The sequence below is a fragment of the Roseimaritima multifibrata genome (assembly GCF_007741495.1).
Taxonomy (GTDB): Bacteria; Planctomycetota; Planctomycetia; order Pirellulales; family Pirellulaceae; genus Roseimaritima; species Roseimaritima multifibrata.
Window position 1 is genome coordinate 5,597,677 of record NZ_CP036262.1, and the last position, 12,425, is coordinate 5,610,101.

Genomic DNA, 12,425 nt, shown 5'->3' on the forward strand with positions numbered 1-12,425 from the left:
CTGCCATGACTGACACCGCCAACACAGCCCTTCGATCGGGCGCCCGGCTAACCCCTAACCGGGCGAACGCGGACAAACCAACCATCGGAATCATTGCCGGCTGGGGACGATTTCCGGTACTGGTTGCCGAAGCGGCTAAACGAGAAGGATATGGAGTCGCATGCGTCGGGATCAAAGACCATGCGGATGCCGAACTGGCACGAATTTGCGATCATTTCCAGTGGATGGGGGTCGCCAAATTTGGATCCCACATGCGATTCTTCCGGCGACATGGTGCAGATCAGATCGCGATGGCCGGGAAACTATTTAAGTCTCAGATCCTTTTTTCGGGTTCCTTAATCTGGCGTCACTTACCCGATTACACCTGCCTTCGCTCGCTGGCTCCGCTGCTCCTTTCACGGCGCCGCGATGCACGCGATGACAGCTTGCTATCCCGTATCACTCAAACCTATCTTGACCGTGGCATCGACGTCCGCCCGGCCACCGACTTTGCTCCGGAGTTACTCGTGAAAGAAGGCTTCCTCACCCGCAGACGAGTGTCCGCGGCACAACAACAAGACATCGAATTCGGCTGGCAAATCGCGAAACAAATGGGCGGCCTAGACATCGGCCAAAGCATTACCGTCAAGGATGGAACCGTCCTGGCTGTCGAGGCGGTCGAGGGAACCGATGCTTGCATCGAGCGAACCGGAGACCTATGCAAGCAGAAAGGCTGGACGCTCGTTAAAGTCGCTAAACCAAACCAAGACATGCGATTTGATGTTCCGACGATCGGCCCCCAAACGATCGATCGAGTCCAAAGGGCAGGGGGGACCGCCATCGCAATCGAAGCCAACCAAACGATCGTGGTTGACGAAGCGGAATTGATCCAAGCCGCCGAAGCTGCAGGGATCGCAATCGTCGCTCGGCGAAGCCAAGCCGCTGCCGCCGCTGCGTAGCGATGCTGCAAATCCTCGAATTTTTTGCGGGAATCGGCGGGGTTGCCGAAGCGATCCGCCAACAACCTCAGCTTGGCAGAATCAGCCAAGCTGTCGACATCGACGGGCAAGCCGGAGCGGTCTACGCCCATAACTTCGGACAGACGCCGCGAGTTGCCGCCATTGAATCCGCGAAGAGCTGGGAATCAAAAATTGCCTGGCGAGAGGCAGACACATGGTGGCTATCCCCCCCATGCCAGCCCTACTGCCGGCGCGGAAACCAATCCGAAAACGACCCTCGCCGTGCCGCGTTCCAACAGGTTATGCTGTCTTTAAAACAGGCCGCAGACGGACGCCCCAGACAGATTGCGATGGAAAACGTTCCGGAATTTCGTGGCACACCGGACCACCAAGCATGGCTAGAACTCCTGCGTGAACTTCATTACGAGGTCTGCGAATCGGTCCTCTGCCCAACGGCTTGGGGATTTCCCAACCGCCGCCAACGGTACTACCTAACGGCCATTCATTCCCCGGCAAATAGCCTCGCCCGCCCCCCCGCTGCGATCCCTCCACCGATCCCTATCACACTGCCGCCGGCGAAGCATCGACCACTGGATGGATTCCTTGAAAAAGACCCACCACTGGAGTGCTGGGTGGACGAAGGGGAACTGGATGCAAAGCGTCCGGGACTAAACATCGTCGACGGGGAAAATCGTGATACCGCATGCACCGCCTGTTTTACGAGCGGGTATGGAAAATCGATCCTGCAGGCGGGTTCCTACCTTCAAGTCGATTCAAGGCTGCGGCGATTCAGCCCTCTCGAAATCGCTCGACTGCTAGGGTTTTCCGACGAATTCAATTGGCCGGAAATGCCCGAACCGATTCGAATGCGGCGGAAGTGGAAACTGTTGGGCAACAGCCTATCGATCCCGGTCGTTCGAGCGGTCCTGAGCTCGCTGGTTCGCGATTGAAAACCCTAGCGGAAAGCCGCGAGCCCTCCGGCACCGCAACAAACACTCGCGACGGGCCGGACGGCTTGCGCCGTGCCGCTAAGAAATTGGAATCCCTAGCGGAAAGCCGCGAGCCCTCCGGTACCGCAACAAACACTCGCGAAGGGCCGGACGGCTTGCGCCGTGCCGCTAAGAAATCGGGATCCCTAGCGGAAAGCCGCGAGCCCTCCGGCACCACAACAAACACTCGCGAAGGGCCGGACGGCTTGCGCCGTGCCGCTAAGAAATTGGAATCCCTAGCGGAAAGCCGCGAGCCCTCCGGCACCGCAACAAACACTCGCGAAGGGCCGGACCGCTTGCGCCGTGCCGCTAAGAAATCGGGACGGCGCGAACCGGTTCTGCTTTGTTAACCGCGACGAATTGGCGACCCTTTAAAATTCACCTGAAAGCGGAAGACCGTCTTTTCGTGCCGGTGAATTTCGCCGGTCTGCAAATCGACTCGATCCGGAATTTCTTGGATATGCTTGTCGACCACGGCGTGGTAGCCGCGTTCAGAAAAGATATCGATCAACATGGACAGCGCGAGCGGGTCATGGAAAAGCTGATCTTCCGAATTCACTTGAGCTCGGCCGGAAAGGGCATGACGCTGGATGATCGGCATGAATTTTTCGTCGATCACCTGAACCGTACGGACGAACTTTTCAGTGTGCTCCAGTTCATAAGTATCCAGCCGCTTCACCAACAACTGGCGAGCGTGAACGACGATTTCTTCCGCTAGAGGAAGCGGCCGCAAGCGATCGTACGTCCGAGGATCCAGCTCTAACGAACTTTGATACTGCAATTCCGCAAGGATGTTCTCTTCAACCTCTTCGATCGGCCCTTCCGCATTGATGAAGTGGTAATGGTAGATTTCCTTCAAAGACTTCAAAGCGTCCCAGGTCTGCTCCTTAAAAACCCGGTATCGGCGACGAGCGGTCGCTTCACTGAGGTCCGTACTCCGCAGCGCCCACTTCTTGCCAACGCCCGTTTCTTCGACCTCCTTGTTGTGAGCGGCCACCTTTTCACCACGTTCGATTTGCCGGGCGATACTTGTTTTTTCGCTGACAAACAAAACCATGGCGTGGATCGTTGGGCGACGAAAATTAATCGCCAACGGGGTATCCGCAAATTCGGTGTACAGCTGATTCAAGCGATCGACCAACAACTTCAGGCATTCCACCTGAACGCGGGTCCGCGGAAACCCGTCCAGCACGGCACCATCGCGGAATTCCTCATCCAACAGGCGGCGCAGCAAGATCGCTACGACTTCCTTATCGCCGACCATCCCACCTGAATCTTTAATCGCCATAGCTTCACGGGTAACCAGCAGATCACTGATCACGATTGGCGGACAGGTCAGCCCGCGCGCTTGCATGACAAACCGGGTATGCGTGCCTTTACCAGCACCGGGTGCCCCCCCCAGCAGAATCAATTCTTTCGGAAACCTTAAGAATTCGTGACCGATTTCTTCTTCCAGCTGCTCCCAAACCGTTTTAAAAATCAGTTGGGCGTCTTTGATTTCCAGGTCAGCAACTTCGGCGGGGGGAACAGGATTGGGAGACATGAACAGTAACAGACCTTTGAGTAGCGGAAATCGACGCCGTTGCATCTCGATTCCGGGATTAATTCATTTCCTATAGCGTATCCGCCAACGGCACCTCTCATCCAGGGCCAAAGGGAGCCCGGGGGACCACAAATTGCAGATGTTTTTTTCTTAAATGTCCTTCCCGCGGCGAACGGTTGATTTATGTTGACGCAGAAACGCTTCAATCCTCATCAAATGGGCAGCAGACCATGCCAACTCCTCCGGTCCCTCCCAAGGTCAATTCGACTCTGTGGTGCGGCCACATTGTGATGGGATTTGCCATTATTTGCATGGGCCTGGACCTCCATCGCCTGAATTCATTCGGGGTCATCTTGCTGGGAATCGTACTGACATCGGCCAGCTTGATCCTATCTCGGCGTGCGATTCAGGCGAATCTTCAGCCGCTGGTCGATGTAGCTCAGAAACTGATTCGCGAAAATGACCGGTGGCAAGAAGGAAAACCGACAACGGAGACCCGCACGACGCTCGATTCCCCTTTGTCGCGTCTGGTCGATTCCCAAAATGAGCTGCATCGCGTGGCGGCCAGAGCTCAAAAAAACCTACAAAACGAATTCGAACAATTACTGACCATCCTAAACAGCATGGATGAAGGGGTGATCGCCATCGACAGCGATGAAACCATCTTGCTGGCCAACACCGCCAGCAAAAAGTTGATTCGTTTTGTCACCGACGACGCCCGCGGACGTCCGTTCATCGAGGCCTCTCGCAACTGGGCACTCTGCAATGCGTTACGAAAATGCCTTTCGACCGGGCGAGTCCAAGAGAGCGAAATCCAAACCGTCTCGGGGCCGCTTCGCACCTACGCCCTTCGCGTCTCCTGTTTGCCGGGCAATCCACCGCCGGGAGCCGTCGCGGTTCTTCACGACGTGACCGAACTGAGGCGTCTAGAGAATCTGCGTCATGAGTTTGTGACCAACGTGTCGCACGAACTGAAAACACCGTTGGCATCCATTTTGGCGTACGCGGAAACCCTCCGCTGCGGAGCCATCCACGATCAAGAAAACAACATTGGATTTGTCCAACGAATTGAAGAACAAGCCGAACGCCTGCACCAATTGATCCAGGACATGCTGCAAATTGCTCGAGTCGAAACAGGGCAGGAAACGATGCAGATCGTGGAACTGTCCCTCGCCAGTGCGGCCAGAGGGACCGTCGCCCAGCATGCCGACGTGGCTTCGCGGAAGGAAATCAATGTCCACGTCGAATGCAGCGAGGATGCCACGATCCAAGCCGACGAAGACGGGCTGAACACCGTCCTTGATAACTTGGTAAGCAACGCGATTAAGTACACTCCCGTCGGAGGAAAAATCGTTGTCGCGGTCAGGAAAACCGACGACGAAGCAATCCTCGAAGTCAGCGACAACGGAATTGGAATCGCCCCCGAGAACCAACCACGCGTCTTCGAACGGTTCTTTCGCGCCGACAAGGCTCGCTCGCGAGCGGTAATCAGCACCGGACTGGGACTTTCGATCGTAAAACACCTCACGCAGGCATTTGGCGGATCAGTCGCCGTATCAAGCGAACTAGGAAACGGAAGCACGTTCACCCTCCGCTTTCCGCTTTCCGCTGCCGGAGACTTCCCCCCTGCAGTCAACGCGGGGCCTCCTTCACCATAACTTCACATTACAAACCACTAAACGCATTAACTTAAACACCCCCAAGCAAACGACTTACAACTAAACAAACACTTCAAACCTTCGGCCAAACAAGGGTAGATAGAAAAACCTTCTCTAACGAAAATGCCCCTCGTAACCGAAAGCGTCATTTCGAGTGGTTCCCCAACTTTCTCAACTTATCACCTGACCGAGGAAAATCATGACTTTGGTTTCCAAGCTTTTCTGCAATGGCATGACCCTGGCATGTATCACGCTGATGCTTACCGGATGCGAATCGAAACAGAGCGATTCAACCGACCCAGTGGCCCCTGTGTCGTCTCTCACTGGCGATGTCAAGATCGACGGCAGCAGCACCGTCTTACCGATCAGCAACGCCATCAAGGAAAAATTTTCCGAAGCCTATCCGGAAGTCAATGTTTCGGTCGCGGGGTCGGGGACCGGCAACGGATTCAACCGATTTTCGGGAAAAGAAACCGACATTTCAGGCGCTTCACGCCCGATCAAGCCGGGCGAACTAGAGGCATGCAAAGAAGCGGGAATCGAATTCATCGAATTACCGGTTGCCTACGACGGTTTGACGTTGGTTATCCATCCCGAAAATGACTGGGTGAAGCAACTAAGCATCGAACAGCTAAAGAAAATTTTCGTCGGCAGCGATGCGGTAAAGAAATGGAGCGACATCGACCCGACATGGCCTGAGGAAGATCTCAAGATTTTTGCTCCAGGCGTGGGCTCTGGAACCTACGACTATTTCCACGAGGTCATGGCGAAAAAAGACAAAGCCGAACTTCGCAAAGACATGACGCTGAACGAGGACGACAACGTCCTGGTCCAAGGGGTTGCGGGCAACAAGTACTCGATCGGTTTCTTTGGAGTCGCCTACTTCGAAGAGAACAAAGACAAACTCCAAGCGGTTCCGATCATTAACCCAAGCGATGACACCGCCTACCTGCCGACACAAGAGAATATTGCTTCTGGCAAGTATGCCCCCTTCAGTCGTCCGCTGTTGATCTATGTCAATGCGGCATCGCTAAACAATGCACAGGTTCAGACCCTTGCGGAGTATTACCTGCAAAATGCTTCGGAAACGAGCGAACAGGTTGGCTATGTTCGATTGCCCGAGGAAGTGATTCAAAGGGGGATCGCTAACCTAGACGCGCAAAAAACGGGCAGCCATTACGTCGATGCTGAAGGGCAAAGCCGCAGTGGTTCGGTTGCGGACATTTTTGTCGAGGCAAACCGAGTTGAATAGGCAACGATTCCGCAGGAACGGCGCGTTCCTGCAGTAAAATCGCACCTAACTTACTTCACAAACGCTGCGGCACGGAACTGTCATGTCTCAACCGGCTGCCCTCAGAAACCGACGCTTTCGATCGACCTCAACAGCCGTTTATTCAGAACGGTTTGTGGTGATGATGTTGGCGTCCTGTGCCACGATTACGGTTCTTATCACCGCCGGCATTATCTACATGCTGATCACCGAGAGCTGGCATTTTTTCACCAGCGACTACGTGAACTTTAAGCAGTTTCTCACGGGTTCGGAATGGTCGGCGCTTCAGGCCAAAGATATCAAGGACGCCGAATTCGGAATCTGGCCGTTGCTCTCAGGCACCCTGCGAGTGACGATGATTGCGATGCTGATTTCACTGCCGCTGGGCTTGATCACGGCGATCTATTTAAGTGAATTTGCATCACGGCGAATCCGTGGAATTCTGAAGCCGACGCTTGAAGTGATCGCGGGAATTCCAACGGTGGTTCTGGGATACTTTGCCGTCTTGGTAATCAGCCCAAGTTTGCAGTGGGTCAGCAGCGGCGGGTTCGACACTTTCAACGCGACCAGTGCAGGGATCGCGGTCGGGATCCTGTGTCTGCCGATGGTTTGCAGTCTTTCCGAGGACGCCTTACATGCGGTTCCCAATGCCCTTCGCGAAGGAGCCTACGGACTGGGCTGCACCCCTTTTGAAACCTCGATCAAAGTCGTTGTTCCGGCAGCCCTGTCGGGAATCATTTCAGCTTTTCTACTCGCTTTCAGCCGAGCGATCGGAGAGACGATGGTGGTTGCGTTGGCGGCCGGCACCCGCGCCACGGCGACCCTTGACCCGCGTGAACAATCCCAGACGATGACCGGGTTCATCGTCGAAATGATCAAAAGCGAAAACGAGTTTGGCACGGTCCAGTACTACAGTCTGTACGGTGTGGCGATCACACTGTTTGTGATCACCTTTGGGATGACCCTGCTGGGTCAATTAATCCGTCGCCGTTATCGGGAATCCTACGAATGAGCTCGATCCCTCTTCCTGCCGCCCTGCAACGTGATGACCACGTCGCGATGGAACAGAAGGCGAACCGTCGCAAGCGGATGAGCCGTTGGTTTTCGATCCTATGTGTCATCATCGCGTTCCTCAGCGTTGTTGTGCTGGTTGTGCTGCTGGTATCGATTTCGATCCAGGGAAGCTCACGCTTAAGCACCGACCTTCTAAGCAACGCTCACAGCGAACTCCACCCCGAACAGGCGGGGATGTGGCCAGCGATTGTCGGGACCTTATTTGTTTGCGGTGTGTGCGCCCTAGGATCCCTCCCGCTGGGAATTGGAACCGCTGTTTTCCTTGAAGAGTTCCGTCCGCGAAAATTAGAACTTCGCTGGCTTCGACATCGCTTTCCCGATCAATCGAAGACCTGGGACAAACTTGCCAGCGGACTTTACAAATCGATTCGCGGCTTCCATAGCTTCATTCAATTAAACATTTCCAACCTCGCGGGTGTCCCCTCGATCGTCTACGGACTTTTAGGGCTATCGCTATTCGTTTACATGTTCAATGTCTTTGGGCAAATCAAAGTCAATGAAGCGAGTGGCTGGGAAATCGCGGGTGCCCAACATTACTACCAGGTGCTTTCGCTTGAATCAGGCCAAGTGGTTCTGATCCCGCAAACCGACCGCACGCAATCGACTCTGACGGTTGAAAGCCCAACGACGGGCGTGACCCCCGACGGAAAAACCTACGAGGTCGGAGTCTGGGAGCCAGGTTCTCCAAAACCGACCGACCCTTCCGTACGGCGCCGAACCGTTCGCAAAGGGGCGAAAGGAGGCGTCTTCACCGACCGCGCTTGGTACTACTTCCGGCTTCCCTTCGACCGCAGCTTCCTAGCCGCGGGGCTGACCTTGGCGTTGGTCATCTTACCTGTCGTGATCATTGCTTCCCAAGAAGCCCTCCGCGCGGTCCCGCCATCAATGCGAGAGGCTTCCCTGGGGCTGGGTGCCACCACCTGGCAGACCACCCGCGACGTCTGCTTGCCAGCGGCGATCCCCGGAATCATGACCGGCGCGATTCTATCGATGGGGCGTGCGATCGGTGAAGCGGCTCCACTGCTCGTAATCATGGGAGCCGCGATCGCCAAAAGTACAGGCCCCCAACATTTAATGGACGATGCCGTAACCATGCCCGTTCTGATCTACAATTGGGCTGGGCGTCAACAAGCGGTTTACCAAGAACTTGCGGCGGCAGCGATTATCGTGCTCCTCATCGTATTGCTTCTGATGAACTCCGTTGCAATCTATTTACGGGAGCGGTTAAGCCATGTCTAAGTTACCCAGCAACCCCGAGGCCCAGTACTATGGATACGACATCGGAACGACGCGACACGCGACTTGGCCTTTTGCCGGAGAATCCATTGGAAACTGAACCGACCCCAAGCCGCATCACCTTGTCATCGGTGCGTGATACGGAACACGAAGGCCCGGCGGTCCCCTGTGTCGAAATCGCCAACTTCAACGCTTGGTATGGCGATTTCCAAGCGATCCATGATCTCAGTTTGATCATTCCCCACAACCGCGTGACCGCGTTTATCGGCCCCAGTGGCTGCGGCAAAAGCACGCTGCTGAAATGGATCAACCGGATGAACGATGTGGTCCCCAGCGCCCGCGCTGAGGGAAAACTGATCCTCAAAGCCATCCCCGCCGAAGAGCAGGGGGAGGAATCCGCAAGCAACCACCGAGACCAATCGGTCGACACCGATGTCTTGGCACACAGCACCGACGTCGTGGCGATGCGTCGCCGTGTCGGGATCGTGTTTCAGAAACCGAATCCATTCCCGAAATCGATCTACCAGAATGTCGCTTTTGGACCTCGCCTGCACCTGAATACCTCGCGGCAGGATCTGGACGAACTGGTCGAATGGTCGCTGCGAAAAGCGGCTCTGTGGGATGAGGTCAAAGATCGCCTGCATCAATCGGCGCTGGGATTAAGCGGCGGGCAACAACAACGCCTATGTATCGCTAGAGCGATCGCGGTCGGGCCAGAAGTCCTACTGATGGACGAACCCTGCTCGGCATTAGACCCAGCAAGCACCGACCGTATTGAAAACTTGATCTACGAACTACGGGAACAGTACACGATCGTCATCGTGACCCATAGCATGCAGCAAGCCTCGCGAGTGAGCGATCAAACGGCCTTCTTTTTTCAAGGAAAATTGATCGAGAGCGGCACAACCGAACAAATTTTCACCACCCCTAAAAACTCACAGACCGAAGACTACGTCACCGGGAAATTTGGATAATCCGCATGAGCAGGCATCTAGAACGCGATATGGATCGGTTGCAAAGTTCCATCCTGTCGCTCTCCTCCCAGGTCGAAGCAATGATCGACAAGGCGATGCTGGTCCTGTGTGACCGCCGCTTCAGCTTGGCTTCCGAAGTCGAAGCGGACGATGACGCGATCGACCAAGAAGAAACGCGGATTGAAGAAGAGTGTCTGAAAATGCTCGCCTTGCACCAGCCGGTCGCGATCGATCTGCGGCGCATCGCAACGGTCCTGAAAATCAACAATGACCTTGAACGGGTTGCCGACCTGGCGGTCAACATCGCCGAAAGGGCCCAGGGATTCGGACAGTTTCCAGAATTTGAAATCCCGCCAATGCTGCGCGACATGAGCATCGCAGCGGTCAACATGCTCCGCCGCTCGCTGGACTCGTTTGTCCACTTGGATGCTCAAATGGCTCGCCAAGTCCGCATGATGGACAATGAAGTCGATGATTTCAACATCGCGATCATCGATCAACTGCAGACCACCATGCAACAACACTCCGCATTGGTGGCTCCCGCACTGCATTGTTTCTCGGCCGCAAGGCACCTCGAACGCATCGGCGATCTGGCAACCAACATTGCCGAAGATGTCATCTATTTAGTCGAAGGCGAAATCATTCGCCACAAACATGACCCCGGACCAACGGTCATGACAAACAAACACTCTTAGTCACCTTTCCATTGCATGCTTCACCGAAAAGCTAAGTGACGATGTCTAAAACTTCCGTATTGATTATCGAAGATGACAGCTCCATCGCGGACGTCATCTCTTACAATCTTCGCCAGCAGGACTACGAAGTCTTTACCTGCGACGATGGCGTCGAAGGGCTTGCTCAGGCCAGACGCCAGCCTGTCGATGTGATCATCCTGGACCTGATGCTGCCAGGAATGGACGGGCTGGAGATTTGCCGGAAACTAAAAGCGGATAAAGAGACGCGTAAAATGCGTGTTTTAATGCTGACCGCAAAAGCCGAAGAATCGGACCAATTGGTCGGGTTCACGTTAGGAGCCGACGACTACGTTACCAAGCCATTCAGTGTCAAAATCCTTTTGGAACGAGTCAAATCGCTCTGCCGACGCGACACAACCGATGACTATGACAGCGTCATCTCCGCGGCAGGCATCACCATCGATCCGGTTAAATTCACCGTCCATGTGGATGGGACATCGCTGCAACTAACACGAAGTGAATTTGTCCTTCTGGAAACGCTGGCACGAAACCGCGGACGTGTTTTTTCCCGAGGCGAATTACTTGATGCCATTCTTGGCGACGGGACAATCGTCATGGAGCGAACCGTCGACGTCCATATTCGGGCCGTTCGCCGCAAACTAGGCGAGCGAGCCGATGTGGTCGAAACCGTTCGCGGAGTCGGTTATCGGTTTTGCAGCGAGTAGGCCGTTCGTGCTTCCGCCGAAACCATGTCGCCTTAGGCCGGTGCGACTTGCACTTGAGCCATCACCGATTCGGGCTGAGTGACGGTTGCGACAGACGTCGCTCGCAGCACCAGCAAAGCCAACTCTGGCGGGCACATGATCCGCAGCAGATGGACTCCGCTTAGTCCCCGAGAGACATGCAGCGTCGTTGGCGGCAGATAGAATTCACCCGAGGCGAACCGACTTCCATACCAACTGGGCGATAACACCGGGCCGATCAGTGGCAGCCGACCTTGCCCACCATGCGTATGCCCTGCAAGCATCAGCGTGACGTGATGCTCGCGAGCCCACTCAATGCGATCGGGCGAATGACACAAAGCAAGCCTGAACGGATTCTTCCGGGGGCGTTCTTTTGAATTTGACGATACGGACGGAGACTGCCGAGGGTCTAACACGGGTGCCGGAAACCATGGGGCTTCGTTTCCGATCAATTGAATTCGGCGGCTACCAAACGACTGCTCGACCTCTCTTCCTCCCAGGTCTTGCCAGCCAATTTGCTCCATCGCCTGGCGGATCTGTACCGGATCGCTAACCCGTGTGTCATGATTTCCCAAGACGAAGAACTTGCCGTACTTCGCCGTCGCCGATTGCAAGCTTGGCTGGATCATCCCTAAACATTTGTCGTAATCAACGATGTCTCCCGTCAATGCAACGATGTCCGGATTCCATGCGTTCGCTTGCTCCACCGCATAGCGAAAAAACTCGGTAGCCACATGCCCCGTAAGATGGATGTCCGAAAGATGGGCGATCTTAAAACCGTCCCATTCCGGCGGCAGTCCAGGGACCTGCAGTTCCTTCTCTTCGACAGCCAGTTCAAAAATCTGATTGCCCGGCCAACGAGACTCAAAGCGGCATTTAGGGGTCAACGCCAAAGGGGTCGGAACCATTCGATTGACGGAGATTCGTCGCACGTGCCGACGAACAACGGATCGTTGAACCCCCAAGATTGGTCGACTCCAAAACCAGCCCAATCCCGGATAGATCCAAGTCGTTAGACAAACGAATGCGTAGATCGCCAACCCCTTGGGCATCTCTGCCAGCAGCGGTTGCCCGAACAAGATGTCGACGAAAAAATCTTCGTAACACCAAACGAGGAACAAGGGTGTCAGCAGGCACAGCGACAGTAGCAACCAAACGAATCGTTTGATCGTTTTACGCGGCAGCCCACAAGCATTTAGGCGATTGTACAGTGCAACGTATAAACCGCCGTGTCCGATGATGGCAGCACAAAGCCCCACCCACCAAAGCACCGTTTGCCACTGAATCGCCTCCATTGCAATCACC

12 protein-coding genes are annotated in these 12,425 nt (G+C 55.0%); 10 read left to right on the forward strand and 2 right to left on the reverse strand.

The window, feature by feature from the left end; translation table 11 throughout:
- The first annotated feature begins 5 nt into the window (after positions 1–5).
- Genes FF011L_RS20310 through FF011L_RS20320 form a run of 3 tightly spaced genes read left to right on the forward strand, consistent with a single transcriptional unit; the run spans position 6 to position 2,277 of the window.
- Positions 6–938, forward strand: coding sequence for an LpxI family protein (locus tag FF011L_RS20310; RefSeq protein ID WP_145353744.1), 933 nt, complete (start codon positions 6–8; stop codon positions 936–938).
- A gap of 2 nt (positions 939–940) precedes the next feature.
- Positions 941–1,888, forward strand: a complete 948-nt coding sequence (locus FF011L_RS20315; RefSeq protein WP_145353746.1) for a DNA cytosine methyltransferase — start codon at positions 941–943, stop codon at positions 1,886–1,888.
- Positions 1,885–2,277, forward strand: coding sequence for a hypothetical protein (locus FF011L_RS20320; protein WP_145353748.1), 393 nt, complete (start codon positions 1,885–1,887; stop codon positions 2,275–2,277). The genes FF011L_RS20315 and FF011L_RS20320 overlap by 4 nt, the downstream gene beginning before the upstream one ends.
- Here FF011L_RS20320 and FF011L_RS20325 read toward each other — a convergent pair.
- Complete coding sequence (locus FF011L_RS20325; protein ID WP_218932769.1) at positions 2,274–3,515, reverse strand: nucleoside monophosphate kinase; 1,242 nt, start codon at positions 3,513–3,515, stop codon at positions 2,274–2,276. The two genes, FF011L_RS20320 and FF011L_RS20325, sit on opposite strands and share 4 nt — an antisense overlap.
- Positions 3,516–3,700: 185 nt before the next feature.
- Between FF011L_RS20325 and FF011L_RS20330 the strand changes: the two genes are divergently transcribed.
- The 7 genes from FF011L_RS20330 to FF011L_RS20360 all read left to right on the forward strand — a co-directional run bounded on the left by FF011L_RS20330 (position 3,701) and on the right by FF011L_RS20360 (position 11,102).
- The gene (locus FF011L_RS20330) at positions 3,701–5,128 is read left to right on the forward strand and encodes a sensor histidine kinase (RefSeq protein ID WP_145353750.1); all 1,428 of its coding nucleotides are present in this window, start codon (positions 3,701–3,703) and stop codon (positions 5,126–5,128) included.
- Between the two features lie 199 nt (positions 5,129–5,327).
- Positions 5,328–6,380 (forward strand): PstS family phosphate ABC transporter substrate-binding protein, encoded by a 1,053-nt coding sequence (locus FF011L_RS20335; RefSeq protein ID WP_145353751.1) that lies wholly within the window; start codon positions 5,328–5,330, stop codon positions 6,378–6,380.
- Positions 6,381–6,462: 82 nt separating this feature from the next.
- Positions 6,463–7,410, forward strand: coding sequence for a phosphate ABC transporter permease subunit PstC (gene pstC, locus FF011L_RS20340; RefSeq protein WP_145353753.1), 948 nt, complete (start codon positions 6,463–6,465; stop codon positions 7,408–7,410).
- Entirely contained in the window at positions 7,407–8,711 is a 1,305-nt protein-coding gene (locus FF011L_RS20345) for a PstA family ABC transporter permease (protein WP_145353755.1), read from the forward strand. The genes pstC and FF011L_RS20345 overlap by 4 nt, the downstream gene beginning before the upstream one ends.
- A 29-nt stretch (positions 8,712–8,740) precedes the next feature.
- Entirely contained in the window at positions 8,741–9,682 is a 942-nt protein-coding gene (locus FF011L_RS20350; protein WP_145353757.1) for a phosphate ABC transporter ATP-binding protein, read from the forward strand.
- A gap of 5 nt (positions 9,683–9,687) precedes the next feature.
- Positions 9,688–10,377, forward strand: a complete 690-nt coding sequence (gene phoU / locus FF011L_RS20355) for a phosphate signaling complex protein PhoU (protein ID WP_145353759.1) — start codon at positions 9,688–9,690, stop codon at positions 10,375–10,377.
- Between the two features lie 41 nt (positions 10,378–10,418).
- Complete coding sequence (locus tag FF011L_RS20360; RefSeq protein ID WP_145353761.1) at positions 10,419–11,102, forward strand: response regulator; 684 nt, start codon at positions 10,419–10,421, stop codon at positions 11,100–11,102.
- A 32-nt stretch (positions 11,103–11,134) separates the two neighbouring features.
- Here the strand turns inward: FF011L_RS20360 and FF011L_RS20365 are convergent, their stop codons facing one another.
- Entirely contained in the window at positions 11,135–12,415 is a 1,281-nt protein-coding gene (locus FF011L_RS20365) for a metallophosphoesterase (RefSeq protein ID WP_145353763.1), read from the reverse strand.
- Positions 12,416–12,425 lie beyond the last annotated feature (10 nt).